At 58.9% G+C, this 26834-nt stretch carries 26 protein-coding genes; 11 read left to right on the top strand and 15 right to left on the bottom strand.

Annotated elements, in window-relative coordinates:
• Positions 1-319: 319 nt before the first annotated feature.
• Both IV01_RS09825 and IV01_RS09830 read left to right on the top strand, forming a co-directional pair.
• Entirely contained in the window at positions 320-1639 is a 1320-nt protein-coding gene (locus IV01_RS09825; protein ID WP_032629510.1) for an Nramp family divalent metal transporter, read from the top strand.
• A 132-nt stretch (positions 1640-1771) separates the two neighbouring features.
• Positions 1772-3226, top strand: coding sequence for an MFS transporter (locus tag IV01_RS09830; RefSeq protein ID WP_032629509.1), 1455 nt, complete (start codon positions 1772-1774; stop codon positions 3224-3226).
• On the opposite strand, the gene IV01_RS09835 is transcribed toward IV01_RS09830, so the two are convergent.
• Together IV01_RS09835 and IV01_RS09840 are read right to left on the bottom strand one after the other, a co-directional pair.
• Positions 3227-3442: a hypothetical protein gene (locus tag IV01_RS09835; RefSeq protein ID WP_050507721.1), complete on the bottom strand. Its 216-nt coding sequence runs from the start codon at positions 3440-3442 to the stop codon at positions 3227-3229. It abuts the gene before it with no gap.
• A gap of 131 nt (positions 3443-3573) precedes the next feature.
• Positions 3574-3780: a hypothetical protein gene (locus tag IV01_RS09840; RefSeq protein WP_032629508.1), complete on the bottom strand. Its 207-nt coding sequence runs from the start codon at positions 3778-3780 to the stop codon at positions 3574-3576.
• A gap of 180 nt (positions 3781-3960) precedes the next feature.
• Between IV01_RS09840 and IV01_RS09845 the strand changes: the two genes are divergently transcribed.
• Positions 3961-4548, top strand: a complete 588-nt coding sequence (locus tag IV01_RS09845) for a LysE family translocator (RefSeq protein ID WP_032629559.1) — start codon at positions 3961-3963, stop codon at positions 4546-4548.
• 2 nt (positions 4549-4550) lie between these two features.
• Here the strand turns inward: IV01_RS09845 and IV01_RS09850 are convergent, their stop codons facing one another.
• Both IV01_RS09850 and IV01_RS09855 read right to left on the bottom strand, forming a co-directional pair.
• A complete protein-coding gene (locus IV01_RS09850) occupies positions 4551-5384 on the bottom strand; it encodes an AraC family transcriptional regulator (protein WP_032629507.1) in 834 nt (277 codons plus the stop codon).
• A gap of 147 nt (positions 5385-5531) precedes the next feature.
• Positions 5532-6431: a LysR substrate-binding domain-containing protein gene (locus IV01_RS09855; RefSeq protein ID WP_032629506.1), complete on the bottom strand. Its 900-nt coding sequence runs from the start codon at positions 6429-6431 to the stop codon at positions 5532-5534.
• Between the two features lie 142 nt (positions 6432-6573).
• Here IV01_RS09855 and IV01_RS09860 point away from each other — a divergent pair, with 142 nt between their 5' ends.
• Positions 6574-7332: an SDR family NAD(P)-dependent oxidoreductase gene (locus IV01_RS09860; RefSeq protein ID WP_032629505.1), complete on the top strand. Its 759-nt coding sequence runs from the start codon at positions 6574-6576 to the stop codon at positions 7330-7332.
• Positions 7333-7445: 113 nt separating this feature from the next.
• On the opposite strand, the gene IV01_RS09865 is transcribed toward IV01_RS09860, so the two are convergent.
• Positions 7446-7754: an RcnB family protein gene (locus tag IV01_RS09865; protein ID WP_032629557.1), complete on the bottom strand. Its 309-nt coding sequence runs from the start codon at positions 7752-7754 to the stop codon at positions 7446-7448.
• Between the two features lie 156 nt (positions 7755-7910).
• Positions 7911-8768, bottom strand: coding sequence for an SDR family oxidoreductase (locus tag IV01_RS09870; RefSeq protein ID WP_032629502.1), 858 nt, complete (start codon positions 8766-8768; stop codon positions 7911-7913).
• A gap of 116 nt (positions 8769-8884) precedes the next feature.
• On the opposite strand from IV01_RS09870, the gene IV01_RS09875 reads away from it, so the two are divergent.
• Positions 8885-9283, top strand: a complete 399-nt coding sequence (locus IV01_RS09875) for a winged helix-turn-helix transcriptional regulator (protein ID WP_418903542.1) — start codon at positions 8885-8887, stop codon at positions 9281-9283.
• Positions 9284-9499: 216 nt separating this feature from the next.
• Here IV01_RS09875 and IV01_RS09880 read toward each other — a convergent pair whose 3' ends face one another.
• The 4 genes from IV01_RS09880 to IV01_RS09895 all read right to left on the bottom strand — a co-directional run bounded on the left by IV01_RS09880 (position 9500) and on the right by IV01_RS09895 (position 13644).
• A complete protein-coding gene (locus IV01_RS09880; RefSeq protein ID WP_032629501.1) occupies positions 9500-10732 on the bottom strand; it encodes a c-type cytochrome in 1233 nt (410 codons plus the stop codon).
• Positions 10729-12492, bottom strand: coding sequence for a GMC family oxidoreductase (locus IV01_RS09885; RefSeq protein WP_032629499.1), 1764 nt, complete (start codon positions 12490-12492; stop codon positions 10729-10731). Before IV01_RS09885 ends, IV01_RS09880 begins: the two co-directional genes overlap by 4 nt.
• A 5-nt stretch (positions 12493-12497) precedes the next feature.
• Entirely contained in the window at positions 12498-13247 is a 750-nt protein-coding gene (locus IV01_RS09890; protein WP_032629498.1) for a gluconate 2-dehydrogenase subunit 3 family protein, read from the bottom strand.
• A gap of 67 nt (positions 13248-13314) precedes the next feature.
• Positions 13315-13644 carry a hypothetical protein gene (locus tag IV01_RS09895; protein WP_032629495.1) on the bottom strand — a complete coding sequence of 110 codons (330 nt, stop codon included), beginning with the start codon at positions 13642-13644 and terminating at the stop codon, positions 13315-13317.
• A 174-nt stretch (positions 13645-13818) separates the two neighbouring features.
• Here IV01_RS09895 and mrdA point away from each other — a divergent pair, with 174 nt between their 5' ends.
• Positions 13819-15708: a penicillin-binding protein 2 gene (mrdA, locus tag IV01_RS09900; protein ID WP_032629492.1), complete on the top strand. Its 1890-nt coding sequence runs from the start codon at positions 13819-13821 to the stop codon at positions 15706-15708.
• Positions 15709-15748: 40 nt separating this feature from the next.
• On the opposite strand, the gene IV01_RS09905 is transcribed toward mrdA, so the two are convergent.
• Both IV01_RS09905 and IV01_RS09910 read right to left on the bottom strand, forming a co-directional pair.
• Positions 15749-16999, bottom strand: coding sequence for a PrpF domain-containing protein (locus IV01_RS09905; RefSeq protein WP_050507716.1), 1251 nt, complete (start codon positions 16997-16999; stop codon positions 15749-15751).
• A gap of 40 nt (positions 17000-17039) precedes the next feature.
• The gene (locus IV01_RS09910) at positions 17040-17522 is read right to left on the bottom strand and encodes a hydrolase (protein WP_032629489.1); all 483 of its coding nucleotides are present in this window, start codon (positions 17520-17522) and stop codon (positions 17040-17042) included.
• Between the two features lie 201 nt (positions 17523-17723).
• Between IV01_RS09910 and IV01_RS09915 the strand changes: the two genes are divergently transcribed.
• Positions 17724-18134, top strand: a complete 411-nt coding sequence (locus IV01_RS09915; RefSeq protein ID WP_032629487.1) for a YybH family protein — start codon at positions 17724-17726, stop codon at positions 18132-18134.
• 356 nt (positions 18135-18490) lie between these two features.
• Entirely contained in the window at positions 18491-20344 is a 1854-nt protein-coding gene (locus tag IV01_RS09920) for an ABC transporter ATP-binding protein (protein WP_032629485.1), read from the top strand.
• Between the two features lie 12 nt (positions 20345-20356).
• Here the strand turns inward: IV01_RS09920 and IV01_RS09925 are convergent, their stop codons facing one another.
• Positions 20357-21310: a GlxA family transcriptional regulator gene (locus IV01_RS09925; protein WP_032629483.1), complete on the bottom strand. Its 954-nt coding sequence runs from the start codon at positions 21308-21310 to the stop codon at positions 20357-20359.
• Positions 21311-21441: 131 nt separating this feature from the next.
• On the opposite strand from IV01_RS09925, the gene IV01_RS09930 reads away from it, so the two are divergent.
• A complete protein-coding gene (locus IV01_RS09930; RefSeq protein WP_032629481.1) occupies positions 21442-22083 on the top strand; it encodes an HD domain-containing protein in 642 nt (213 codons plus the stop codon).
• 164 nt (positions 22084-22247) lie between these two features.
• Here IV01_RS09930 and IV01_RS0125225 read toward each other — a convergent pair whose 3' ends face one another.
• Both IV01_RS0125225 and IV01_RS09935 read right to left on the bottom strand, forming a co-directional pair.
• The gene (locus IV01_RS0125225; protein WP_050507713.1) at positions 22248-22853 is read right to left on the bottom strand and encodes an isochorismatase family protein; all 606 of its coding nucleotides are present in this window, start codon (positions 22851-22853) and stop codon (positions 22248-22250) included.
• A 27-nt stretch (positions 22854-22880) separates the two neighbouring features.
• A complete protein-coding gene (locus tag IV01_RS09935) occupies positions 22881-23333 on the bottom strand; it encodes a thiol-disulfide oxidoreductase DCC family protein (RefSeq protein ID WP_032629480.1) in 453 nt (150 codons plus the stop codon).
• A gap of 171 nt (positions 23334-23504) precedes the next feature.
• Between IV01_RS09935 and IV01_RS09940 the strand changes: the two genes are divergently transcribed.
• The gene (locus IV01_RS09940; protein WP_032629552.1) at positions 23505-25091 is read left to right on the top strand and encodes a ShlB/FhaC/HecB family hemolysin secretion/activation protein; all 1587 of its coding nucleotides are present in this window, start codon (positions 23505-23507) and stop codon (positions 25089-25091) included.
• Positions 25092-25098: 7 nt separating this feature from the next.
• A partial coding sequence (locus tag IV01_RS09945) for a filamentous hemagglutinin N-terminal domain-containing protein (RefSeq protein ID WP_032629478.1) occupies positions 25099-26834 on the top strand: 1736 nt, incomplete at its 3' end.

The following is a 26834-nucleotide window of genomic DNA, read 5'->3' as shown; positions in this document are numbered from 1 at the left end:
TTATTTTTTGATGGCGTATGGTAGGTTTTTTACAATTGGTAATGTTTGTTAATAATGATTAAAAACATCATAAGATTGGATTTTTATTGCGTTATTAATCACTTTAACGACATAAAAAAGAATTTTCTGGGTGGAAACACGTTTTCTGTAGGAGCGCGCTTGCCCGCGATGGCGGTGGTTCAGCCGAAAAATTGGTGCCTGACCCAACGCCATCGCGGGCAAGCGCGCTCCTACGGGCTCCGTGTTAAACGCCTGATGTATCAGAATGTGTCGCGAAGCCCTAAGCTAAACCCCTCGTTCTGCTGCCTGCCTGGTTCCTGTGACGTTCAAACTTCCTGATACCGCGACTGCTCCTTTCTGCCCGTCGGCTGTGACTGACAGTGTGCCCATCCCGGCCAATGCTTCGCTGGCGCGCAAGATGCTGCTGTTTGTCGGGCCCGGTCTGCTGGTTTCCATCGGCTACATGGACCCTGGCAATTGGGCCACGGCGATTGAGGCCGGTTCGCGTTTTGGCTATGCATTGCTGTTCGTGGTGGTGTTGGCAAGCTTGTCAGGCATGGTCTTGCAGAACCTCTGCTCCCGACTGGGGATCGCCACTCGGCGGGATCTGGCACAGCTTTGCGCTTCGCATTACAGCCCTCGGGTGGCGAAGGGGCAATGGTTGCTGGCCGAGTTGTCGATTATTGCCACCGACCTCGCCGAGGTGCTGGGCACAGCGCTGGCTTTCCATTTGTTGCTGGGTGTTTCCATCACCACCGGGGTGGCGCTGACCGCTTTTGACACCTTGATCGTGCTGGCCCTGCAAGGGGCGAACTTTCGTCGTCTGGAAGCGATTGTCCTGGGGCTGATCGCGACCATCGGCGCCTGTTTTACCGTGGAGCTGATCCTCATCAAACCCTTCTGGCCCGACGTTGCTGCGGGGCTCAAGCCAAGCTGGGATGTGCTGAGCAGTCAGGAGCCGCTGTACATCGCCATCGGTATTCTCGGCGCAACGGTCATGCCCCATAACCTGTACCTGCATTCTTCGGTGGTCCAGACCCGGGTCAATGGCAGCGATAACGTGCACAAGGCCAGTGCCATCAAATTTGCCCGGATCGATACCATCGCCTCGTTGAGCCTGGCGCTGTTGATCAATGCGGCGATCCTGATTCTCGCCGCTGCGGCTTTCCACAGGAGCGGGCATACCGACGTGGTGGAAATCCAGGACGCCTACCATTTGCTCGACCCGCTGGTGGGTGGGGCGGTGGCCAGTGTGTTGTTCGGGATTGCCTTGCTGGCGGCCGGGCAGAGCTCGACCTTTACCGGCACCATCGCCGGGCAGGTGGTGCTGGAAGGTTTTTTACAGGCGAAAATTCCCTGCTGGCAGCGACGCTTGATCACTCGCGCATTAGCCCTGATCCCGGCGCTGATCGGGGTCATGTGGCTGGGCGACAGCTCCGTGGGCAAGATGCTGGTCCTCAGCCAGGTGGTGCTCAGCCTGCAATTGCCATTCGCCCTCTGGCCGCTGATTCGCTTCACCAGCGACCGGCAGTTGATGGGGCCGTTCGTTAACAGCCGCTTGATACAAACAGTCGCCTGGGGATTGTTCGGGCTGATCTCTGCAGCGAATCTGATGTTGTTGTGGTTTTGGGTGAGTTGAACCCCGGTCGCGTGACAGGCTCTGATTGTGATGAACCCTGTACCGACGTCATCGCGGGCAAGCGCGCTCCTACAGGGTTCTCGTCTGTAGGAGCGACCGCGCGATAGCGTCCTAACGAAGTACACATGCCTGATGACCATCCACGACAACTCCATCCAGGGCCAAATCTTCGAAACCGATCTTCCGGCTCGTCTGGATCGTCTGCCGTGGGGGCGGTTTCATACGCTGCTGGTGTTTGCCCTGGGCATTACCTGGTTGCTCGACGGCCTTGAAGTCACCCTCGCGGGGTCGGTGTCCGGCGCGTTGAAAGACAGCCCGGCGTTGCACATGTCCAACAGCGATATCGGCCTGGCGGGCGGTGTTTATATTGCCGGTGCGGTGCTCGGCGCTTTGTTTTTCGGCTGGCTCACCGACCGCCTCGGACGCCGCAAATTGTTCTTCATCACCTTGCTGCTGTATGTCGGTGCTACCGCCGCCACGGCCTTTTCCTGGAGTATTGAAAGCTTTTTGCTGTTCCGCTTTCTGACTGGCATGGGCATTGGCGGCGAATACACGGCGATCAATTCCACCATTCAGGAATTCACTCCGGCGCGTTATCGCGGCTGGGCGGATCTGACCATCAACGGTACGTTCTGGCTCGGCGCGGCGCTGGGGGCGGGCGGTTCGATTGTGCTGTTGGACCCGCAATGGATCGGCGGCGATCTGGGCTGGCGCCTGTGTTTCGGTATCGGTGCGGTGTTGGGGTTGCTGATCCTGTTCATGCGTCTCTGGCTGCCGGAAAGCCCGCGCTGGTTGCTGATCCACGGTCAGGCGGCACAGGCCACGCGCATTGTTGAACAGATCGAAGATCAACTCCGCGCTCAGGGCCACACTCTGCCTGCGCCGCAAGGCCGGCCATTGCGTCTTCATGTGCGCGATCACACGCCGCTCAAGGAAATCTTCCAGACCCTGTTCGTGACCTTCCGCCAGCGGGCGCTGGTCGGCCTGACACTGCTCACTGCCCAGGCATTTTTCTACAACGCGATTTTCTTTACCTACGCCTTAGTGCTCACAGACTTCTACGACGTGCCCGCCGACCATATCGGCTGGTACGTATTGCCATTGGCCCTGGGTAACTTTTGCGGGCCGCTGTTGCTGGGGCGTTTGTTCGACGTGGTGGGCCGACGGGTGATGATCAGCCTGACTTACGCAGTGTCCGGGATTCTGCTGGCTATCAGCGGTGTGTTATTCCAGCAGGGCTTGCTCGATGTCGGCCAGCAAGCCGTGGCCTGGATGGTGATTTTCTTCTTTGCGTCTGCAGCCGCTAGCTCGGCTTATCTCACCGTCGCTGAAACCTTCCCTCTGGAAATACGCGCACTGGCTATCGCTGTGTTCTATGCATTCGGGACAGGCTTGGGCGGGATCATCGGGCCGACACTGTTCGGTCGGTTGATCGAGACACATGACCGGAGCAATTTGCTGATCGGTTATCTGATCGGGGCAGGCTTGATGCTACTGGCAGCGCTGGTGCAAAGCATCTGGGGGATGGCTGCGGAGCGACGGTCACTGGAGGAGGTTGCCAGGCCGTTGTCTCAGGCGAAGGACTGATCAGCAGTCCAGACGCTGCGCCACGTCGCGTAAATCTTCAGCTGAGGCTTGAAGCTTTTCGATCTGCAAACTGACGTCGGCGGCATCTCGTATCTGGTACGAGTGCTGCAGGTATTGCAGGTGCCCGGAAAGGTTTAGCCACACACCCTCCAGATCACTGGCGGTACGCTCTAAATCAGTCTGAATGACCTTGAGGTTTTCGATGTTCAAACTCATGACTCCGGAAGTCGACGGGCCCAGGGGCGTTTGACATCCAGGTCAAGGGGAGGCTATTCAATTGAGTGGCATTCAAACGAGCCACATGCTAGCACATTGATATAGTGTGCGTATTTCAATGCTCTGTCTTGTTATTCGTCTTCCAGATCAGCATCGGAGTCGGAATATGAATCCAGCAGTGCCGCCAGTGCCAGGGTGCGCTGTAGCCCTGAGGTGGTGGCCATGATCTGGGCCACCGCTTCGATGGCGGCGGCTTTGGCAGCCGAGCGCTCTGCTTCAGTGTTATTGGGCGTCGCGTCCTGCGCGGCTTCTATGATCGACTCTTCAAAACTGTTCATTATTGCGCTCTGCAAATGATGGCCGTGGGGGCGTGCGGGACCGGAGGCCGCCCATCCAGTGCGGGTCATTCTGCCTGATTCAGGGCCACATAGGCGTAATCCTGGGTGATTTTCTTCAATACCCAGTCGCTTAGCATCCTTATCTTGGTCCGCTCTTTGCTGACCAATGAGGATGTTGAAATGAGTCTGTTGCTGTCCATGGCCGCTTTTGCGCTGGCTTCGTCGATTACGCCGGGGCCGGTCAATATCGTGGCCTTGAGTTCGGGGGCCAGGCATGGGCTGGGCTCGGCCTTGTTGCATGTCACCGGAGCGACGTTCGGTTTCACGCTGTTATTAATCCTGATCGGCTTCGGCCTGCATGAAGTGTTGTTGCAATGGCCGTTCCTGACCCTGGCGATTCGTTGGGCCGGGGTCGCATTTCTGCTGTTCATGGCCTGGAAACTGGCGGCGGATGACGGCCGACTGGATGCTGACGATGCCAGTAGCAAGTCCTCGCTGCTCAAGGGGGCGATCATGCAATGGCTTAACCCCAAAGCCTGGCTGGCCTGTATTGCGGGAATGGGGGCGTTTGTCGCCAGCGGTGAGGCGCGGCTGATCTGGCAGTTCGCCGGGATTTATTTCGTGATCTGCTATGCGTCTCTGGCGTGCTGGGCATTTGCCGGGACTTTTCTGCGGCCTTATCTGGACAGCGCGCGAGGTGTGAGGGTATTCAATCGCAGCATGGCAGCGTTGCTGGTGGGCTGTGCGGTTTACTTGTTTATTCACTGAATTCAGGGCAGACGATACTGCCCCGGCGTTGCCGCCAGATGCTTCTTGAACACCCGCTGAAAATGCGCCTGGTCGGCAAACCCTAACTCGTGGGCGACATCGACGATCAGGCTGCCAGCCTTGAGTCGGGTGCGAGCATGCTGGATGCGCCGGTTGATCAGGTAGGCATGGGGCGTCATGTGATAGCGCTGTTCGAAGGCGCGGATCAGATAGGAGCCCGACAGGCTCGCGGCGCTGCACATGTCGTCCAGGCTGATGGCGTGTTTGAAGTTGTCATTGATGAACTGCGCGACCCGCTCAATGCGCGGGACCGCCTGCTCGGGCCTGACCTCTGATGCACCCAGTGTCTGCTGCATAAGGGTGAAGAATGACAGTGCACTGCACTGCTTTTGCAGGAGGCTGGCGTCGGCGTCGATGAGTGTTTGGTAAAGACCCGTCAACCCGCTGAATAACTCCGGATCGCAGCTGTGGGTGTGAGCCAGAGGTTGAAACTCGTGATTGGGATTCAGGCCCAGATCCTGCTGCAGCGCCTTCAGCCACTGGCTGTCCACATACAGCATCAGGTACGACCATTGCTGCTCGGCGATAGGATTACAGGCATGCACCTCGCCGGGGTTCATCAGCACCACAGTGCCGGCTTGCACTCGCTGGCTGGTTTTTTCGTGGAGATAAGTGCTTTGCCCGGCGGTGATCGCGCCGATGGAAAACACCTCATGGGAATGCCTGGAATAACACAGCTTGCGGCCATCACCCACCGAACGCGCCTCGATGAAGGGCAGGCGGTCGTCACGCCAGAAGAAAGGGGCGGTGGCGTCGGTATTTTGCTGTGCGTCCATGTCCTACACGTCCTTTCAAAGTGAGCAGATCCTTGTGGGAGCGGTGCTTGCCCGCGACAAGAGCGACGCGGTCTGGCTGATGAATCGCAGTGTCCTTATCGCGGGCAAGCACCGCTCCCACAAAGGGGCCTGCTTCGACCCGGTCGATCAAACAATATTGTGCTCCGCAATCAACCCCTGCAACCAATCCATGAACACCTTACAGCGTTCCGGCAGATGGCGGCGATGGGCATACAGCAAAGATATCTTCATGGGCGCCGGGCGGTAGTCAGGCAGGATTTCAATGAGTTGGCCAGCCATCAGGTGTTTGCGCAATCCCATGCGTGGTGACTGAATGATGCCCAGATCGCCGAGACACGCCGCCTCGAACGCCTGGATGTTGTTGACCGCCACGCTGCGAGCCATCGGCAGGTTGTGGGTCTTGCCGTCTTCCTGATACTCGAAAGTGGCGTGCGGAGAACCGAACGCCAGCACGTAATGGATCATTCGATGCTGGCGCAGGTCTTCCAGCGTGTGGGGCGTGCCATGACGCCGGGCATAACCGGCCCCGACACAGTTGACCATGGCCAGTTCACCCAGATTGCGCGCGACCAGAGTCGTGTCCGGCAACTCGCCAACGCGCAGCACGCAATCGAAGCCTTCACGAACCAGGTCCACTCGCCGGTCGCTGCTGCTGATTTCCAGATCAAGGCCTGGGTGCTCGGCGAGAAAATCGCTCAGGCGTGGCAACACGATGTTGTGGGCTACCGCCGTGGGCATATCGACCCTTAAACGCCCGCTAAGGGTCGCATCACTGCGGAAAAGACCTTCGAGCTCGTCCATCTGGGCGAGCATGTCTTTGCTACGCTCATACAGCACCTCGCCATCGGGGGTGGCTTGCACTTTACGGGTGGTGCGCAACAACAGGCGGGTGCCGAGCAATTCTTCCAGGGCCTGAACCTGTTCCGAGACGGTCGAACGCGGCAGGCCCAGCGCTTCGCTCGCCTGGGTGAAGCTGGACAGCTCTGTCACACGCACGAACGAGCGCAACAATTCCAGCTTGTTCATGAGGAGGGCTCCCTGCGGAAAAGGATTTGAAGATTGTTCGGCTCAGGCGACCAGTCATTTCGTATCTCTACGGTTTATCGCGCTGCCAGCGAACAATAGACTTTTCCTCAATCCCTGAACACAACAACCGAGGAAATATCCCATGAGCAGAAAAATCGCACTCATCACCGGCGCCAGCCGTGGCCTGGGTAAAAGCACCGCGCTGCATCTGGCTGCGCAAGGCGTGGACATTATCGGTACTTATCAAAGTCGTCAGGCGGATGCTGAAGCCGTTATCGCCGAAGTTCAGGCACTGGGCGCCAAGGCGCACATGCTGCAACTGGATGTCGGTCAAAGCGACAGTTTCGATGGATTTGCCGAGCAGTTGGGCAGCGTGTTGAAAGAAGTCTTTAATGCCGAGCATTTCGATTTCCTGGTCAACAACGCAGGTGTCGGGATCTACAACAGCATTGCCCAGACCACCGAAGATCAGTTTGACCAGCTAGTGAGTATCCATTTCAAGGGCCCGTTCTTTCTGACCCAGAAACTGCTGCCGCTGATGGCCGACGGTGGGCGGATCGTCAACGTGTCCAGCGGCCTGGCGCGGTTCAGCATGGTCGGCTACGCCGCTTATGCATCGATGAAAGGCGCGGTGGAAGTCTGGAGCCGTTACCTTGCGCAGGAACTGGGCCCACGGGGCATCAACGTAAACGTCCTGGCCCCTGGCGCGATCGCGACAGACTTCGGCGGTGGCACCGTGCGGGATAATCCAGAGGTCAACAAAGTCATTGCCTCCAGCACAGCATTGGGCCGGGTAGGTGAGGCGGATGACATCGGCGCGGCGATCAGCATGCTGCTGGGAGACGGCGGCAAGTGGATCAATGGCCAGCGGATCGAAGCTTCGGGCGGGATTTTTCTGTGATGTAAAAATCCTCTGTAGGAGCTCACGAGCAACGCGAGACAGCGATAGCGGCGGATCTGACAAACCGCTATCGCTGCCTCGCGTTGCTCGTGAGCTCCTACAAATAGACCCGCTTACTTCTTGATCGGCACGATCTCGGTGATCTGGCTGTTGGTGATCTGCACCTGCACGTACTTATCGTTGATTTTCACCCACTGGGATTCCTTGACCGGTTCTTTCAGGCCGCGTTTAGCCCAGTCCTTCAGAGCTGCTTCAGGGCGACGGAATTTCTCCGGGGCGCGGGAGCCAAGTTCCAGATCACGCATGTTGTCTTTGGATTCTTCGACTTTAGGCTCTGGAGTGTCTGCGGCGTGAACCGCAAGGCTGGTCATCGAAACGCAGCCAGCAATAGCCAGACAAGCGATGAGTGATTTGCTCTTCATGAGGCTCTTCATATAAGTACTCCTGGGGCTCAGTGCTGAATGCTCTGTCTAAGCTCTAGGACCACCGGGATAAAAAATCATTCGGTTTTTTGTGATGGCGTTGCGCTTACTGCTGGCTCACTCGCCCTTGAAGCAAAGGGCGAGCGAGTCTGACGGTCAGTGTTTCAAGGTTGTCGCGAGGGTGCTTTTCAATGGCGTTGTAGGGCGTCCGATCAGGCGGCTCAGTTGCTTGCCATCATCAAACAGCGCGCCTTTGGCCGCTGCCGCGTCGGAGTCAGACAGCAGTTCGGCGACGAAATCAGGCAGCCCGGCCTGGACCAGTGCGGCCCGGAAGTCAGCTTGGGGCAGGTCGGTATACGGCACCTGGTTGCCAGCCTGTTTCGACAGCTCGGCCGCAAACTCAGCCAGGGTGTATGACTCATCACCTGCCAGTTCATAAACCCGCCCGGCTTGATCTTCAGCTGAAGTCAGCACGGCCACTGCGGCTGCGGCGTAGTCGGTGCGCTCCGCTGAACTGATGCGACCGTCGCCAGCGCTGCCAAATACCGCGCCATGCTCCAGCGCTGCAGGAACGCCTGCGGTGTAGTTCTCCGTGTACCAGCCGTTGCGCAATAGCACGAACGGCACGCCGGATTGCTGCAGCGCGTTTTCAGTCTGGCGGTGTTCTTCAGCCAGGCCCAGTAAGGATGTGTCGGCATGCAAGACACTGGTATAGGCGAAGAGCTTGACCTGGGCGCGCTTGGCCGCATCAATCACCGCCTGATGTTGAACAGCACGCTGGCCGATTTCGCTTGAGGAGATCAGCAGGATTTTTTCTGCGCCCGCAAAGGCGCTGTCCAGGGTGGCAGGTTGGGAATAGTCAGCCTGACGCACCTGCACCCCCAATGCCGCGAGGTCACTGGCTTTCTGCGGATTACGCACGGCGGCAACGATTTGCGCGGCAGGCACGCTGTTCAGCAGTTGCTCGATAACAAGGCGGCCCAGCTGGCCGGTGGCTCCGGTAACGACGTACATGGCAAGTTTCCTCGAGGTGTTTTAAGAAAGATTCAACGACAGACCCACCATAGTCGCTATGCTAACCTTTCGTAAGTACCTACAAAAAGGTAAGTGTCATGAGCGAAACCAAACAAATGATGAGCCCCTTGCTCTCGGCGGTGATGGAAGCACGTGCGGGGGAGTTGATGGCGGCCGATTGCCCGTCACGAATCGTGCTCAGCCACGTGTGCAGCCGCTGGGGCGTGCTGGTGCTGGTGGTGTTGCGCGAGGGCATGCACCGTTTCAGTGAGCTGCGGCGCAGGATTGGCGGGGTGAGCGAGAAGATGCTGTCGCAGACCTTGCAGAACCTGGAAAGCGATGGCTTTGTCGAGCGCAAATCCCTGCCCGTGGTCCCGCCCCACGTGGAATACCGCCTGACCCCCCTGGGTGAAGAAGTGGCCGTGCAAGTGGAGAACCTGGCGACCTGGATCGAGCACAACCTGCCGAGGATCATGCAGGCTCGTGAAGGTGAAGAGCTCCAAAAAGTTCGGTGATCGCCTGCGGGCTGTGCGAGCGACGACGTGGGACCGGCTTTAGCCGGGAAGGCGGCAGTTGAGTCGACAAATATGCATCGGCTGTACTGGCCTCTTCCCGGCTAAAGCCGGTCCCACGTCGCCGAGCCATCACGTACCGCCCTCTGTAGCCATAAACATTCGATCCAAAAAAAAGCCCGGCATCATGACAATGCCGGGCAAGGGGAGGTGAATCGTTTACTTGGGTTGCAGGGCGTCGCGCACGGCTTTCACATCGCTGCTGGACACCGCAGGTGCCGCGTTGCCCCAGCTGTTACGCACATAGGTGAGTACATTGGCCACGTTGTCATCGGACAGCGCCCAGGCCAGTGATGGCATCGCCGGAGCGGTTGGTGCAGCATCGGTGGCACCCGCACGGCTGCCGGCCAGAACCACGCGAATCATCGACGATGCATCGGCGTTGTTGACCAGTGGCGCCATGGCCAGTTTCGGGAACAGGCCCTCGGCACCTTCGCCATTACCCACGTGGCACGCGGAGCAGCGGTCGGCGTAGATCATTTTCCCGGCGACCATGGCCGGGTCCTTGGCGTCCAGCGCCTTGGGTGGCGCAGCGGGTTTGGCACCATCCTTGAGGTACACCGCAACCGCCATCAAGTCTGCATCCTGCCAGTGCTGGGAAGAGTGCTCGACTTCCTCGGCCATGGGACCCGAAGCAATATCGAAGCGGTTGGCCCCGGTTTTCAGGTACTTGACGATGTCGTCCTCGGTCCAGCTGCCGATGCCACTGTGAGCGTCGGCGGTGATGTTCGGCGCAACCCAGTTCTGCAGGTTGGCACCGGTCAGGAACTGATCGTTCTTGTCGCCGCCAGTCAGGCCTTTAGGGGTGTGGCACGTGCCGCAGTGACCCAGGCCTTCCACCAGATAGGCGCCGCGATTCCACTGTTCAGACTTCTGTGGATTGGCCTTGAATTCGCCTTCCTTGAAGTTCATCAGATTCCAGGCGAGCAGGCTGGTGCGCACGTTGAACGGGAAGGGCAGCTGGTTGGTTTCAACCTTGTTGTCCACCGCATCAATGGTTTGCAGATAGGCCCAGATCGCCTGGTTATCCTGGCGCGTGACCTTGGTGTACGCGGTGTACGGCATGGCACCATATAGGCGCTTGCCGTCCAGGCCGTGACCTTTGGACATGGCGTTCTGGAAGTCTTCGAAGCTCCAGCGGCCAATGCCGGTGACCGGATCAGGGGTGATGTTCGCGCCGAGCAGTTTGCCAAACGGGGTGTCGAGTACTACGCCGCCGGAGAACGCGGGTTTACCCGGCAAGGTGTGGCACGCCGTGCAGTCGCCCAGTGTCGACAGGTAGCGACCTTTTTCCACCAGGTTGTACGAGTCGGCACCGGTGCCAGCATGGGCGACGCTGACGTTCAAAGCCAAGGCCAGTACGCCGACGCTGAAAGAAAGAAGAGTCTTCATACCGGGATCATCTCCCCAGGGCGCTTCAGATAACGGGTGCGGATCGCGTCGGCGGCCTTGAAGGCCAGGGCCGCAACGGTGCCGGTGGGGTTATAACCAGGGTTCTGCGGGAAGGCCGAAGAGCCGACTACAAACAGATTCGGCACGTCCCAGACTTGCAGGTACTTGTTCACCGAACTGGTCTTCGGGTCGGCACCCATGATGAAGCCGCCAACAATGTGCGAAGACTGATACGGCGAGCTGTTCCAATGGCCGGTCTGAGCGCTGTCGACCATTTGCAGCGGGTTCATGCTCTTGGCAATTTCGTGGACTTTGCCGGTGACATAGGCCGCCATCTTGCGATCGTTCTCCGGGAAATCGAAGGTGATACGCAACAGCGGACGTCCCAGCGGATCCTTGTAGGTCGGGTCCAGCGACAGGTAGTTGCCGCGCATCGAATAGCTGCTGGCTTCACAGCCGATGGACATGGTGCTGGCGTAGCTCTTGACGGTGGCCTGCTTCCATTTCGACCCCCAGGTCGGGGTGCCGGGTGGTACCGGACGTGCGTCAATGGGCGCTGCGCCAATGGGCGTGACCCGAGTGCTGCCGCCGCCGACGAAACCCAGACCTGAGTGGTCAAAGTTGTCGTTGTTGAACTCGTCGATGCCCATGCCGATGGCGCCGCCACCAATGAACGGGTTGAAGTTCTTGTCATCGAAGAACAGCTTCACGTTGTTGGCGGTCTGGTAGGCGTAGTTGCGCCCCGTGGTGCCGGTATTCGTCACCGGGTCGTAAGGTTTGCCGACACCGGACAGCAGCATCAGGCGCACGTTTTCAAAGATGAAGGCACTGATCACCACCAGGTCTGCCGGCTGTTCGAACTCGTCACCGTTGGCATCGACAAAAATGATCCCGGTGGCGCGTTTGCCGGTGCTGTCCATGGTCACCCGCAGCACTTCACAGTTGGTCTTGGCGGTGAAGTTGGGCTTGCGGATCAACACCGGTAATACGGTGGTGATGGCGCTGGCCTTGGAGTAGTTGGCGCAGCCGTAGTTGGTGCAGAACCCACAGAAGGTGCAGGCGCCCATCTTTACGCCCAACGAGTTGGTGTAAGCCCGGGACACCAGTGCCGAAGGCACGGGGAAGGGCTTGTAGCCCAGATTCTTGGCTGCTTCGGCGAAAAGCGTCGGCGCGTAGGTCTGCTCGGTGGGAGGGTTTGGATATTCTTCCGAGCGCGCACCTTCGAAGGTGTTGCCGCCTTCCTGAATCACGCCCTTGATGTTGCCCGCCTTGCCGGAAACACCCGCCAGGCGGTCAAACTTGGTGTAGAAGGGCTCCATTTCTTCCCAGTCCGTGCCCCAGTCCTGCAGGGTCAGTTCAGGCGAAAGCTCTTTGCCATAACGCTCGGTCAGGTAGCTGTGCAGACGGAACTCGTTGGGCTGAAAGCGGAAAGTGATCCCCGCCCAGTGGTTGCCCGCGCCGCCGGTGCCGTTGCCGGGGTGGAATGAACCCCAGGAGCGCATCGGCAGCGCGGTTTCGGTCACGTTATTGCGCACGGTGCAGGTGTTCTGTTTGGTGCGCAGCATCAGTTCCTGACGGCGCGAGTAACGCAGCTCGTCGGTGGCCGAAGCGATGTTGAAGTCGGCAGCAGTGTCCCGCCATGGGCCACGTTCGAAGCCCATGACGCTCAAGCCTTCATCGGCCAGTTCGTTGGCGATGATAGATCCGGCCCAGCCGAGTCCGACAACCACCACATCGGTGGAAGGTAGTTTTCTAGCCATGTCGATTAACCCTTCTTGTTCCAGGCGGAGCTGCCGATGATGGAGATCGGTTGGAGGTCGAGCTTCTGGTTATGCAGGCCGATGTAGTCGCGGTAGTCATAACGGGCACCGGGGAAGCCGATCATTTTCCACGACACCATGTCGCGGTTGCCGCCATAGATCGGGTCAGCGAAAAAGCCTTCCATGGTGTTGCCCAGCAACTGCTGAAAAAAGAGTTTGGCGTCTATGCCTTGCAGCTCGATAGCGCCGTTTTCCAGGTCAGTGAGTACCTTGTCGCGCTCTTCGTTGCTCAGGGCGCTGAAGTTCTTCTGCGATTGTTTCTGGCAATACGCGGTCAGGCCGGCAATCCCAAGGCGATAGCGTTGTTGCGGCACCAATGGCGACTGATCGCCCTGCATGGCCGTACCTTTGGCAAAGGGGCCCTGCATGTACAGGCGGTCGAAGGTGCCGTACTCACCGGCCAGCTGACGGTCGATGAAGACTGCACAACCGGCGTCCTTGCCGCTGACACTCAGGTCGTCAGCGGGGATCAGGCGCTCGACGATAGCCTCCACTTCACGGGCTTCATCGGCAGTGAAAAACTTCCAGCCCGGCGTCTGATAGTGCATCGGACCGTTGTGATCGAAAGGCACCCACTGCGGCACACCGGTCAGGGTGGCGGCCTTGGCACTGGCGGCAGCACCGACGGCGAGAGTCGTGGCGGAGGTAAAGAGGAGTTGGCGGCGGGTGAAACCTTTCGCGGATTTTTCAGTCATTCAGGAGGCTCCTGCGAAGGCTGCAACGGAAATGCCCGTTACTTCCCTGAGGGAGTGCACTTCGCGGTCAAAACACGGTTTTTTTGCCGGACTTGGCCGGGCAAATGAAAAGCTTGCGTATGGGTGTGACATTAAGTCTCTGGCTATGCGGCCTGCACATGGCGCACGCTAAGCGGGGAATAGCCAGTTTCTCAGCCATCTTTTCCAGACGCTGCGCCATCATAATTGTGTTACTAACTATTGCGCCGGTCTGATTTCGCAAATTACCTTTGCGTGATCGGTAACAATCCAGGTGCTTTTCCATACCGTTGGTGCCGGTTTCTGCAAGACAATACTCCCTAAACAGGCACTTCTTGGTATCGTGCGTACCCTGATGCGCTTGGAAATGTTTGTTCACACATTTTCCTGCGGCCGCGCCATTCCCTGTAGGAGCTCACGAGCACCGCGAGGCAGCGATAGCGGTCCGCCAGATACACCGCCATCGCGGCCTCGCGATGCTCGTGCGCTCCTACAGGAAAAGCACCTCAATTCAATAAATCGTTAATTTTGTTATCACCGAGAAGCTTCAGAAATGCCCGATCCAATTCCATTGAAGGATCACGAGAAAGATGCGCGTCTGGTCAATCGCCGACTGATTGCCTGCGCGCTGCTCGTGGGCCTGTTGAGTGTCTGTCTGGTGGCCAGGATGTATTTCCTGCAAGTCACCGAATACGCCTACCACTCGACCATCTCCGAAAACAACCGCGTGCATGTTTTGCCCATCCCCCCAGAGCGCGGGCTGATCTACGACCGTAACGGCGTGGTGCTGGCGGATAACCGGCCCAGCTTCAACATGACTTTGACCCGCGAGCGGGCGGGGGACTGGCACAAGGTTATTGATGAGGTCATGGAACTGCTCAAGCTCCCTGACGAGGAGCGCATCCTGTTCGACAAGGACCTCAAGCAGGTCCGTCACCCGTTTGAGCCGGTGACCCTGCTGTACGAGCTGACGGAAGAGCAGATTGCGATTCTGGCGGTCAATCAGTACCTGTTACCGGGCATCGATGTCGAACCGCAGTTTGTCCGCCATTACCCGCTGGGGGCGCATTTCGCCCATTCGATTGGCTATGTCGGAAGGATCAACGAGAAAGAAGCCAAACAGCTGGATTCGGTGGAGTATCGCGGTACGCAATCCATCGGCAAGACCGGCATCGAGCGGTTTTATGAATCCCAGCTGCATGGCACCGTGGGTTACGAGGAGGTCGAGACTAACGCCCAGGGCCGTGTGCTGCGGGTGTTGAAACACACCGATCCGATCCCCGGCAAAAACATCACCCTGAGCCTGGATATCCACCTGCAAGAAGCTGCCGAAGAGGCCCTGGGTGATCGGCGTGGGTCGGTGGTGGCGCTCGATCCGGCCACCGGTCAGGTGCTGGCGATGGTCAGCAAGCCGAGCTTCGATCCGAACCTGTTTGTCACCGGGATCAGCTTCAAGGAGTACGCGGCCTTGCGCGACTCCATCGACCGTCCGCTGTTTAACCGGGTACTGCGCGGCCTGTATGCGCCGGGTTCGACCATCAAGCCGGAGGTGGCGATTGCCGGGCTCGATAGCGGCGTGGTCAACGCCAGCACCAAAGTGTTCGATCCCGGTTATTTCCAGCTACCGGATTTCGACCACAAATACCGCAACTGGAACCACAGTGGCGATGGCTGGGTGGACATGGACGCTGCGATCATGCGCTCCAACGATACCTACTTTTATACCTTGGCCCACAAGCTGGGCATTGACCGGATGCACGACTACATGACCATGTTCGGCCTGGGGCAAAAGGTCTCGCTGGACATGTTCGAAGAGTCTGCGGGCCTGATGCCTTCCCGGGAATGGAAGCGCGCCACCCGGCGCCAGGCCTGGTTCCCCGGCGAGACCGTAATTCTCGGCATTGGCCAGGGCTACATGCAGGTCACGCCGCTGCAACTGGCGCAAGCCACGTCGTTGATCGCCAACAAAGGGGTGTGGGTTCGCCCGCATCTGGCGATGGAAGTTGGCGGTATTGCGCCGGTGGATGAACACCCGATGCCGAACATCGTGCTGCACGATCCCAATGAGTGGAATCAGGTCAACATCGGCATGCAGATGGTGATGCATGATCCCCGAGGCATCGCACGGGCGGCTGCCCAGGGCGCGCAATATCGCATCGCGGGCAAGAGCGGCACGGCGCAAGTGGTGGCGATCAAGCAGGGCGAGCGCTACGACCGCATGAAGACCCTCGAACGGAATCGGGACAACGCTTTGTTCGTCGGCTTCGCGCCTGCCGAGCATCCGAAAATCGTGGTCTCGGTGATGATTGAAAACGGCGAGGCGGGCGGTCGGGTTGCAGGGCCCGTGGTCAGACAGATTCTCGATGCATGGCTGCTGGACAAGGACGGCAAGCTGAAGGTGCCGGACGTTGTGGCGGCCAAGCCGGGGACGCCGCACGTTTAAGTTTCTGGTTTCCTGTTCCACCAGATTGTTCAGTGCCCATTCACGTGCGCTGGAGGTCGCCAGTGGCCTCTAGCGCAAGTAACAGCTGCTTTGAAGCCTGGTAAAGCGGTACATGTCCGCGCATCAGGATCTGCGCACTGCGCCGGTAGGCGGCGCTTTCGATCGTGACCTGGCCATCCTCAAGCGCCGCAACCACGGTCGCGTCCAGGCGTCCGGCGGGGTTTTCGATGCTGACTTCAATATCTGAAACGTCATGGGCTGGAGGCGTTATCCCGGTGGCGTTTCTGTGGGCGGTGGTTCCTGGAATCAAGCAGGCTCCCGCCAGACAGCAACCGCCCGAAACGGCCATTGAAGCGTGGCCGGTCTGGGGAGTGAAATAGCGAACCGCAATGTTGCCGCCATCGCGCGGGGCGCTGACGATGCACACTTTCGGAATGGTTTCGCTACTCTCAATCTGCGCACGGGTCATGAGCTCACCGTCCTTGCGACGCAAGCCCATTTTCAAACCGCACTCGACCCACACTTCACGCAGCGCTTTCATGAACACTTGATCGGCTTCAAGCTCAGCGACGGGCTCGTGGCCTGTCTTGCCAAAACTCGCGGCCTCGGCGATCACCATGGGCACGGCGACATCCACGCAAGAAACTTCATGCCCGGCGACCACATCGATCACCGATCCCGTGGGTAACAGGGCGCCGGTTTTGTTGCCCACGGGCGATTGCAGGAACAGATCTACGCTGGGAAAAGCGCCCCGGACGCCTGGGATTTCAGCGGTGACGAACCGTCCTTGTTCATCTCGCCTCATGCGCGTGATCGTGACAACCCCGGTGTTGGTGTTCTTGATTTCAATTTCGCAGGTTTGATCGGCCGAGGCGGCAAACAAGCCGGTATCGATGGCCCATAGCGGCAACGCGCTGGACATGTTTCCGCAGTTCACGCTCCAGTCGATTTCGGCGTGGTCACTCGCAAGCTGGGCGAGGGTGCTCACCAATCGCGGACCGTTCGCCGATTCTTCAACGCCCACCAGAAAGACCTTGTTGCTGGTTGCCGGCCCGCGCCCCAACCCCGTGATCTGCCGGTTTCCCGGGTGTTTGCCCGAGAGGGGAACGCCCATCAGATGGCGCAGTAACTCATCACGCAGTTTCTCGTCGTTGGGTAATAACGGCTCCCACACCACGATGCCTGTCGAGGTGCCGCCACGCATGTAATGCACCGGGAACTCCACTGTCCCTGAGTGGTGCCGAAGAGTGAGGCCTGGGTCGGCAGGTAGCGGGGCTTGGTCAGTGTGCATCAGTGACTCCGTGAATAGGCTAACGGGTTTGGCAGGGCTCTCAGGCGAATGCAGTACGCAACTCGTCGATCACCTTCTCTATGGACGGGCCTTGAATGTCTGGTGGCTCCGGGCACTCGCCAAACTCCCTCCAGATAAACAACGTCAGCTCGGCGCCGTCAGTGAGTGTGGAGGCGTTTTGAGAGCAGCCAAAGGTTTCAAGTAACCGGTATCTATGATCTTTCCAGAACATATCCTCAACCCATGTATAGACCGGGATGAAATGGAAGTGAATAGGCAACCCCGGTTGGTGCCCGAACCGACTGATATAAAGATGCTTTGGCTGTAACTGCCGTTCAAGCTGCTCTTGGGTTCTGGCGAGCAACCCTCCCAGTTCTGCCAACGCCTCAGGCGCCAGCTCGGACAGTGACGAGGTTTGAACCTTCGCACCCAGCATCAGGTAGCCGGGGAGGGTGTTGGACACGTGGTGGTTGAGAATCCAGTGATGGGTCTCGTGAACGATAAAGTGTGGGTTGATTACCATGGCTGGATACTCTGCCAATCAGTCCCTGGAACGCCCATCTTCACCTCCGCAATGATGGCGAGAATTTATCACAGTCGTACTACGCCGGTTCGCCTCCTCGCCATATTCACTCGGCTTCCTGTCCCACGCAGGGATCAACACAGTGGCGAAACGCCTGCGGTTATGTAATCGTCTTTTGACTTCTTCAGGACAACAACAGCCATGGACGAACTTACCCGAACGCTCAAAGAGACAATCGCAGCCGCAGACCGGGCGATTACGGCCGAAGACTTCGATGCGTTGATGAGCTTTTATGCCGATGATGCAACGCTCGTCGTCAAACCGGGACTGACGGTTACCGGCAAAGACAGCATCCGCCGAGCCTTTGTCGCGATTGCAGAGCATTTCAACCACAGCATTATCGTCACTCAAGGGGAAATACAGGTCATACCGGCTGGTGACGTAGCTCTCGTTGTTATGGAGACCCTGCTTCAGGCCACTGACGTGACCGGGGTGAAAACCGAGATTACACGCCGAGCGACCTATGTCTTTCGCCAGATATCGCAGCAATGGCTGTGCGTCGTGGACAATTCCTATGGCACGGCGTTGCTCGACCAGGGCATTGAAGCCTGAGTCGGTTGGACCCATTCCATAGTTGATTTTTGATTGGAATGTGCTCGGTTTCAGATAGATCGATTAAGCCCGATCGCGGTCCCACGTCGCCACATCCGCTTGCGAGCAAACATAGAACCTCCCACAGAAGAATCCCGAACCTGTTGGAGCCGGGTTTGCTCGCGAAGAAAGATAACGCGGTATGCCTATCCGAACGTGGCTGCGCAGGTGTTGTCAGTACCGGCATGAAAACTCGGTACTGCGTCGACAGTAACGCAACGCTGGCCGGGCCGTTGGTGCTTTGAGCTGGAGTTTCTGAACCCCGCAACACTGTTCAATGACAGAATCGCGCCCATTAGATCGTTTTGGAGACCACCATGCTTCGCGCTTTTGAACAACGACTTGATCCTTTCCCGCCCGACGAGGCACCGCCGCCGCCCGATGGTCTGCCGCGGTTCCTGTGGGCTTGCACGCGGGGGGCTCGTGGTTATGTTCTGGCGCTTGCGCTGCTCAGCGCCGGTGTGTCGATTTACGAAGCCTGGCTGTTTTCCTTTCTCGGTCAGGTCGTGGATCTGCTGTCGACCTGGCAAGCAGGCGGCGATACCTCCGGACAGGAGAGTCGAGTCCTATGGGGCATTGGCCTCGTGCTGGTCACCAGTATCGGGTTGGTGGCGTTGCGCACGATGGTTCAGCACCAGATTTTGGCGATCAACCTGCCGCTGCGTCTGCGCTGGGACTTCCACCGCCTGATGCTGCGCCAAAGCCTGTCGTTCTTTTCCGATGAGTTTTCCGGGCGGGTCACGACCAAGGTGATGCAGACGGCGCTGTCGGTACGCGAGGTGCTGTTCACCATTATCGAGATCGCACCCGGGATCGGCGTGTATTTCATTGCGATCATCGCACTGGCTGGCGGCTTCGACCTGAAACTGATGCTGCCTTTCATTGCCTGGGTGGCATTGTTCGGGTTGGCCATGCTGTATTTTGTGCCGCGTCTCGGGAAAGTTGGCCAGGAGCAGGCCAATGCCCGCTCATCGATGACCGGTCGCATTTCAGATGCCTACACCAACATCACCACGGTGAAACTGTTCTCCCACTCCAAACGTGAAGCGCACTTCGCCCGCGCAGCCATGGAGGATTTCAAGCTCACCGGGTTTCGCCAGATGCGTCTGGTCAGCCAATTCGAAATCGTCAATCAGGCACTGGTGGTCGCCTTGATCATGGGTGCAGGCGGTTATGCCCTGTGGCTCTGGCACCAGGGTGAAGTCGGCACCGGTGCGGTGGCGGCGATTACGGCCATGGCGCTGCGTATTAACGGCATGTCCCACTGGATCATGTGGCAGATGACCTCGCTGTTCGAGAACATCGGCACGGTGCAGGATGGCATGGAGACCTTGACCCGTGGCCCCAAGGTGCAGGATGCGCCGGACGCGGGTGTGCTGGTTACCACCGGCGGGGCGGTGACGTTCGACAACGTGAGCTTCAACTACAACGGCGAGCGTCAGGTGCTGGATAACCTGAGCCTGAGCATTCGGGCCGGAGAAAAAATCGGCCTGGTGGGTCGCTCCGGCGCTGGCAAATCCACGCTCATTAACCTGCTGCTGCGCTTCTATGACGTGGACAAGGGTGAGATTCGCATCGACGGGCAAAACATTGCCCACGTCACTCAGGACAGTCTGCGCAGCGCCATTGGCATGGTCACTCAGGATACGTCGCTGCTGCACCGGTCCATTCGCGAAAACATCGCCTATGGCCGGCCCGACGCCACCGATGAGCAAATCCGCACAGCCGCAGCTAACGCCCAGGCCGATGGCTTCATCAGCCAGTTGAGCGATAAGCAAGGCCACTCCGGCTACGACACCCTGGTGGGTGAGCGTGGCATCAAGCTGTCCGGCGGCCAGCGTCAACGGGTCGCGATTGCCAGGGTGATGCTCAAAAACGCACCGATTCTGCTGCTTGACGAGGCCACCAGCGCACTGGATTCGGAAGTCGAAGTCGCCATCCAGGAAAGCCTCGATGAAATGATGCAGGGCAAAACCGTGATCGCCATTGCCCACCGGCTGTCCACCATTGCAGCCATGGACCGGCTAATCGTGATGGACGACGGCCGTATCATCGAACAAGGCACCCACAGCGAACTGCTGAGCAAAAATGGCACCTATGCGCGGCTGTGGCAGCACCAGAGTGGCGGGTTCCTGGGTGAAGATCAGGGCGTGGCGGAGGCGGTGGAGTAGGGCTGAGGAGAGCTATGCGTGCCGTTTTCGATAGTCGGCCGGTGTGATACCCATGTGTTTTACGAAGGCGCGGCGTAAGGTGTCGACATTGGCGAAGCCACACTTGGCAGCCACCTGCTTGGGCGCGTCCTCTCCCGCCTCCAGCAGGGCCCGCGCGGCGGTCACACGGGTGACTTCCACCCAGGCCGCTGGAGTGGCTCCGACTTCGGCGTGAAACAAACGTGCGAAATGCCTGGGGCTCAGGCCAGCATGAGCGGCCAGCGCCTCGACCGTTAGCGGTAGCGCCGGGTTGGCGGCAACCCAGCGCTGCACCTCTTGTAATACTGAACGTCCAAGTGGACCGACACCCCCTTTGCGGCTGTATTGCAGCTGCCCGCCAGGGCGCTTGAAGAACATCACCAGTTGCGAAGCGACCCGCATCGCCACCTCGCGCCCCAGGTCTTCCTCGACCAGCGTCAATGCCAGGTCCAGGCCTGCGGTTACACCGGCCGATGTACGCAGCTTGCCATCGCGAACATGCAATGCATCTTCCTCAACCGTCACCTGCGGGTATTGCAGGGCCAACTTCCCTGCATGGGCCCAATGTGTGGTGATCCGCCGACCATTGAGCAAGCCCGTCGCCGCCAAGGCAAACGCCCCGGTACACACCGAACCAAAGCGCCTTGATTGCCCGGCGCAGGTGCGCATCCAGGCAAGCAATTCAGTGTTGAACTGCATGTTCGGCGCATGCGGCGCCCCGGCAACGATGAAAGTGTCGAGCTTGCCCATAGGCTCACCCGCGACGTAATCCGGCAACAGACGTGCGCCTGAAGAGCTGGTGATCGGGCCTGGTTCACAGGCGACAACCCGCAAGCTGTAGACCTGCCGGTTGACTTCCAGATTGGCCTGGGCGAACACGTCGAGTGGGCCCGAGACGTCCAGTAACTGCATGCCGGGCAGTGCAAGAATGGCGATGATTTTGCTCATGGTGAGTGATGGCCTCGCCTGCGTCCTGGAATCACATGAAATGGCAGTATATGACGCATCACGCCAATTGAGGACAAGACGGTGGAGAGTGACACTGGTCCTCCATCCAAACCACCCTCTGGAGCGAAAACATGACGCTGAACATCCATGGGATCAGCATTCCCGACAGCCAATTGGCCCGTGAAATCACTGAATGTGTACGGGACACCGAGTCGCCGCTGCTTTTTGATCATTCCAGCCGTGTGTTCTATTTTGCTGCGCTGGCGGGTCAACGCCTGGGCTTGAAATTCGACCCTGAATTACTCTACTGCGGCTGCATGTTCCATGACATGGGGCTGACCCACCAACACAGCAGCGCCTGTGAGCGATTCGAGGTCGATGGCGCCAATGCCGCCAGGGATTTTTTGCACGAGCGCGGGATTGCCCAACAGGACGTCGACACCGTGTGGACGTCCATCGCGCTGCACACCACGCCAGGCATCCCGCAACATATGCACCCGGTGATCGCATTGGTCACGGCCGGGGTAGAAATGGACGTGCTGGGCCTGACCTATTCCCAATACAGCGACGAGGAACGTGAGGCCATCACCCGCGTTCACCCGCGGGGATCGGCGTTCAAGGAAGATATCATTCAAACCTTTTACGACGGCATCAAACATAAGCCCGACAGCACGTTCGGTAACGTCAAGGCGGACGTGCTGGCAGACAAATCCCCATCGTTCAAGGCGGGCAATTTCTGCAGTGTGATCCGTAGCTCGCAATGGCCGGGGTGATATGCCCGGGTCTTCCCTGGCGGTGTGTCAGGCAGATCGCGTTATCGTTCATCGCGAGCAAGCTCGGCTCCTACAGGGAGCGGGGTCATCCAGATAAACCGCGTTATCGTTTATCGCGAGCAAGCTCGGCTCCCACAGGGGCGGGGTCATCCAGATAGACCGCGTCATCGTTCTTTGCGAGCAAGCGCGCTCCGGAGTTGGGCGTGGTTCCCGGTCTGGGCAATCACTTCTTCTGATGGCATGACCTCAGCATATTCACCGCCGAGTATGGCCAGGGTCAGTTCATGAACGGTTGTGGCGTCCCAGGTCTTTCCATGGGGTCCAGTCACCGGGACAGCAGTGGTCGCGTCCGAGGGAAGGATGAAGGCGTAACCCAGGGCTTTGCCGGCACGGACCGTTGCGTCCATGCTGTTGTGGATGACAACCCCCGTCAGCACCACACGCTTGACTTGCATGGCTTTAAGAACAGTGTCCAGCTCCGTACCGATAAAGGCGCAGTTCTGCTGTTTGGTGATGACAACTTCTTCGGCTAACGGCGTCACCTCTTTCTTGATGGCGTTCCAGGGGCCATTCAGGAAATAGCTGGAGGTGGGCGTCAGTTCATCGTGCTTGATATGAATAACGGGCCAGCCGTTGGACCGCCAGTGGTGGAGCAGGCGCTGGATCACTGCCAGATAGCCGGGATTACTCTTGCCGTCCCAACACGGCTGATCGATAGCGTCCTGTACGTCAAGAATGATCAGGGGAACAGGGCTGAGTGGAGCGGTCATTTAATCTCATTCCTTTCAGGTGGGTGTTCATGTCTTCGCCTTGAGAAAGCGTCGCTGGTGATCCGGGGTCGGCATCATGCAAACCTCATGCTTGCCAAACAGGCGATAACGGTTGAGCGCCACTCGGTCATACATCCAATCTCGCAACCACCGCGGAACAATACGCAGCAGTCGCAGCGCTGGCCAGGCGCCCGGCAATTGCGCGACCACTTCAAAAAACGCTTCCGAGCGTACCCAGTAATGGTTGTCCCGGATCACCGCCATGGTGTCGAACGCATCCGCTGGCAAACCGGCCCAGGCAAGTAGCGCTTGGCCTTCGGGCGACTGTACCGTCGCCAGTCGTACGCGCTGTTTCCGGTCATGGCGGATCAGGAATTTCGCCCAGCCGTTGCACAGTTTGCAGACGCCATCGAACAGCACCACGGTTTCTCCAGGGGCCAGAAACGGGGCGGGAGAGGGGCGGGTCAGGGAGACAGGCATGGCAGGGTTCTCAGTGTGTGTACTGCAGACGTATTTCGTCGGCACAACATTCGAATGATTCCAGTTTGATATTACACCGGCTAGACTGTGGAGGAGAAAACCCCCTGCAGGCTCGGAATGCAGTGCGTATTTGAGTGTTTGCGTATCTTACTGCTGCCCAAGGGCCAAACAATGACCTACCGCTCGTTGCTGTTTCTGGTGCCTGCCTCATTGGTCGCATGCGCCAGTTTTGCCGCTGCCGATGAAGTTGCATCCGTTTCTCCCCGTTTTGACATCAATAAGTTCGATGTGCGCGGCAATACCTTATTGCCGGCTCACGAGCTTGAGCACAGTCTGGCGGCCTTCGTGGGTGGAGAGCGTGATTTTGGCGATGTGGTCAAGGCACAGGAAGCGCTGGAAGCTGCCTATCATCGGCGTGGCTATCAACTGGTACGTGTAAACCTTCCCGAGCAGGAGCTGAACGGCGGAGTGGTGGTCTTTCAGGTCGTTGAAGCCCGCATCGGCCAGGTCAGAATCGCCGGAAACCAGCATTTCAGCAACGACAACGTTCGCTATGCCTTGCCGGGCCTCAAGGAGGGCCAGACGCCTGACCTGACGGCGATTTCCAAAAGCCTGAAGCTGGCGAACGAGAACCCGGCCAAACAGACGGTGATGAAGCTCAAGGACAGTGACGCACAAGAAGCGGCTGTCGATGCTGAACTGCAGGTCACGGATGAGTCGCCGTGGAGCGCGTCGCTGAATATGGACAACAGCGGCACCAGGGAAACCGGCAAGACCTACATGGGCGCGGTGCTTCAAAACGCCAACCTGTTCGGTCGTGATCAGGTCATGAGCCTGCAATACACCACGACTCTCGAAAAGCCCGAGCGGGTCAGCGTCTATGGGCTTGGCTATCACCTGCCTTTATATGAACTGGGCGATTCTCTGGACGTCTTCACCAGCTACTCGGACGTGGACAACGGACTGGTCACCGCCGGTATTTTTGATCTGGCGGTCAGCGGCAAAGGCACGATCTTTGGCGGACGCTATAACCACAACCTGGCCACGGACGGTAATTACCAGTCCAAGCTGGTGTACGGCATCGACTACAAGGCCTACAAGAACAACCTTGAAGCCGAAGATGTCCAGCTCGGCAACGACATCACCGTGCATCCCCTCAGCCTGGGTTACCAAGGCACCTGGGTGCAGCTGGATGGCGATGCGAATTTCGGTGTCACCCTGGTGCATAACCTGCCCGGTGGTTCTCGCGGTCGGCAGAGTGATTTTGATCTGGCACGGACCAACGCCCGAGACGACTACAACGCATTGCGTCTGGCAGCGAACATCACCCAGGCACTGCCGGCTGACTGGCAGTTGCGGGGTGTTCTGAACGGGCAGTACAGCAACGATGCGCTGATCCCGGGCGAGCAGTTTGGCGCAGGCGGGGCGATGTCGGTGCGTGGTTTTCGTGAGCGTGAGGTGTCCAATGACTCTGGCATCAGCAGCAACCTTGAGGCTTATACCCCGCCGATTTGTGGGGGTGGCAGCTGGCAGTGTCGCGCTCTGGCGTTTTACGACAATGCCTACCTGACGCGCAACCACGCGTTGCCTGGCGAATTCACTCATGTGGCCTTGAGCAGCACCGGGCTTGGCATGCGGGTTTCGTATCGCCGCAATCTGAACCTACAGGTCGACTACGGTCACGTGCTGCACGCCGAGGCCAGTGAGACCGAGCGCGGTGACAATCGCCTGCACGCCCGCCTGAGCCTGTCGTTTTGAGGAAGTCATGAAAATAAAAATCACCTTTATCGGCGCGTGCCTGGTTGCCGCCGGCAACGGCATGGCGGCCCCGCTCAATCCTGTCGTCGTGAACGGGCAGGTCAGCTTCGCGCAGCAGGGCAACCAGCTGACGATCACCAACAGCCCTAATGCGATCATCAATTGGTCGAGCTTTTCTGTCGCCCAGGGCGAGATGGTGAGATTCCTGCAGCAGAGCGGCAACAGCCGCGTGCTCAACCGTATTACCGGTCAGGACCCTAGCGTGATACTGGGGACGCTGCAGTCCAATGGACGGGTGTTTTTGATCAACCCCAACGGCATCATGTTTGGCGCCAATTCGCAGATCAACGTGGCCGGCCTGGTGGCGTCGAGCCTGGCGATCTCCAACAGTGACTTCCTCGCGGGCAACAATCGTTTCGCCGCGCAGGGTACTGCTGGCGCGGTTTCCAACCAGGGGGCAATCACCACACCCTCCGGTGGCAAGGTCTACCTGATCGCGCCGGATGTGACCAATACCGGCATCATCAACACCCCGCAGGGCGAAACAATGCTGGCGGCGGGGCATTCGGTGCAGTTGGTCGACTCCAGTAATCCCGGCATGCACGTGGTGGTCTCGGCGACTGATGATCAGGCACTGAACCTGGGCAGCGTCATTGCTCAGGGGGGTACGGTCGGCATTTACGGCGCGCTGGTGAATCAGCGCGGCACGGTCAACGCCAACAGTGCCACCGTCGGCGAGAACGGCAAGATTGTCTTGAAGGCCAGCCGCGCGACCTTGCTGGAAGCGGGCAGCACCACCACTGCCACCGGCGCGGGTCAGGGTGGTGAGATTCAGGTGCTTGGCGATCAGGTGGGCCTGATGGCGGACGCGCGAGTAGATGCCAGCGGCAAACTGGGGGGCGGGACGGTGTTGGTCGGCGGCGACTATCAGGGCAAGAATCCTGCGGTGCAGAACGCCCGGCAAGCCTATGTCAGCAAGGATGCGCAGATTTCGGCGGACGCGCTCGGCAGCGGCAAGGGGGGCAGGGTGATTGTCTGGGGGGCGCAGACCGCGCGGGTTTACGGTGCGATATCAGCCCGTGGCGGCGCTGCATCCGGTGATGGGGGCTTCGTCGAAACCTCGGCCAATGTGCTCGACGTGACCGGCGCACGGGTCGATACCCGGGCGCTGAACGGCAAAACCGGCAGCTGGCTGCTCGATCCGAAAGACATTACGGTCAATACGCCGACGGCGGGCACCTCAAAGACCCTGAGCGATGTTTCAGCCTTTACCAACGACCCTGACGAATCCACGGAAATTGATTCCAATCTGCTGAAAAACGCTACCAGCAACGTGGTACTACAGGCCAGCAGCAACATCACGTTCTATACCGGGTTTGAAAATACCCACACCGGGGTGAGCCTGACGGCGCAGGCGGGCAATAACATCTACGTCAATTCCCTGATTCGTTTTGCCGGAGACATTACCCTGACGGCCAACGACAACAGCGCTGGTCTGGCCACGGGAACCGGGCAGGTCATTCGAGAAGGGGTGGCTACTGCCGGCGGAAAGCTGACCATCAGCGATATTAATGGCACCGTCATCACGCCGCCACCTACGCCACCCGGCCCAACGCCCGAAGAAATTGCAGCGGCCGCGCAGGCTGCTGCCCAAGCTGCTGCGCAGGCCGCTGCTCAAGCTGCTGCCGAGGCTGCCGCCCAAGCCGCTGCCCAAGCCGCCGCTGATGCTGCGGCCAAGGCGGC

The sequence above is a fragment of the Pseudomonas syringae genome (assembly GCF_000737245.1).
GTDB lineage: Bacteria > Pseudomonadota > Gammaproteobacteria > Pseudomonadales > Pseudomonadaceae > Aquipseudomonas > Aquipseudomonas syringae_J.
Note: the sequence above shows the minus strand (reverse complement) of the source record. Positions and strands in the feature narration are given on the sequence as shown.

Bases quoted from the DNA above. Each gene is read 5' to 3' on its own strand.
- IV01_RS09850 (WP_032629507.1), bottom strand. From the start codon at position 5,384: ATGGACGCACAGCAAAATACCGACGCCACCGCCCCTTTCTTCTGGCGT.
- IV01_RS09835 (WP_050507721.1), bottom strand. From the start codon at position 3,442: ATGAGTTTGAACATCGAAAACCTCAAGGTCATTCAGACTGATTTAGAG.
- IV01_RS09915 (WP_032629487.1), top strand. From the start codon at position 17,724: ATGGACGAACTTACCCGAACGCTCAAAGAGACAATCGCAGCCGCAGAC.
- IV01_RS09840 (WP_032629508.1), bottom strand. From the start codon at position 3,780: ATGAACAGTTTTGAAGAGTCGATCATAGAAGCCGCGCAGGACGCGACG.
- IV01_RS09940 (WP_032629552.1), top strand. From the start codon at position 23,505: ATGACCTACCGCTCGTTGCTGTTTCTGGTGCCTGCCTCATTGGTCGCA.
- IV01_RS09920 (WP_032629485.1), top strand. From the start codon at position 18,491: ATGCTTCGCGCTTTTGAACAACGACTTGATCCTTTCCCGCCCGACGAG.
- IV01_RS09880 (WP_032629501.1), bottom strand. From the start codon at position 10,732: ATGAAGACTCTTCTTTCTTTCAGCGTCGGCGTACTGGCCTTGGCTTTG.
- IV01_RS09910 (WP_032629489.1), bottom strand. From the start codon at position 17,522: ATGGTAATCAACCCACACTTTATCGTTCACGAGACCCATCACTGGATT.
- IV01_RS09860 (WP_032629505.1), top strand. From the start codon at position 6,574: ATGAGCAGAAAAATCGCACTCATCACCGGCGCCAGCCGTGGCCTGGGT.
- IV01_RS09870 (WP_032629502.1), bottom strand. From the start codon at position 8,768: ATGTACGTCGTTACCGGAGCCACCGGCCAGCTGGGCCGCCTTGTTATC.
- IV01_RS09845 (WP_032629559.1), top strand. From the start codon at position 3,961: ATGAGTCTGTTGCTGTCCATGGCCGCTTTTGCGCTGGCTTCGTCGATT.
- IV01_RS09855 (WP_032629506.1), bottom strand. From the start codon at position 6,431: ATGAACAAGCTGGAATTGTTGCGCTCGTTCGTGCGTGTGACAGAGCTG.
- IV01_RS09905 (WP_050507716.1), bottom strand. From the start codon at position 16,999: ATGCACACTGACCAAGCCCCGCTACCTGCCGACCCAGGCCTCACTCTT.
- IV01_RS09885 (WP_032629499.1), bottom strand. From the start codon at position 12,492: ATGGCTAGAAAACTACCTTCCACCGATGTGGTGGTTGTCGGACTCGGC.
- IV01_RS09930 (WP_032629481.1), top strand. From the start codon at position 21,442: ATGACGCTGAACATCCATGGGATCAGCATTCCCGACAGCCAATTGGCC.
- IV01_RS09875 (WP_418903542.1), top strand. From the start codon at position 8,885: ATGATGAGCCCCTTGCTCTCGGCGGTGATGGAAGCACGTGCGGGGGAG.
- IV01_RS09830 (WP_032629509.1), top strand. From the start codon at position 1,772: ATGACCATCCACGACAACTCCATCCAGGGCCAAATCTTCGAAACCGAT.
- IV01_RS09935 (WP_032629480.1), bottom strand. From the start codon at position 23,333: ATGCCTGTCTCCCTGACCCGCCCCTCTCCCGCCCCGTTTCTGGCCCCT.
- IV01_RS0125225 (WP_050507713.1), bottom strand. From the start codon at position 22,853: ATGACCGCTCCACTCAGCCCTGTTCCCCTGATCATTCTTGACGTACAG.
- IV01_RS09890 (WP_032629498.1), bottom strand. From the start codon at position 13,247: ATGACTGAAAAATCCGCGAAAGGTTTCACCCGCCGCCAACTCCTCTTT.
- IV01_RS09865 (WP_032629557.1), bottom strand. From the start codon at position 7,754: ATGAAGAGCAAATCACTCATCGCTTGTCTGGCTATTGCTGGCTGCGTT.
- IV01_RS09925 (WP_032629483.1), bottom strand. From the start codon at position 21,310: ATGAGCAAAATCATCGCCATTCTTGCACTGCCCGGCATGCAGTTACTG.
- mrdA (WP_032629492.1), top strand. From the start codon at position 13,819: ATGCCCGATCCAATTCCATTGAAGGATCACGAGAAAGATGCGCGTCTG.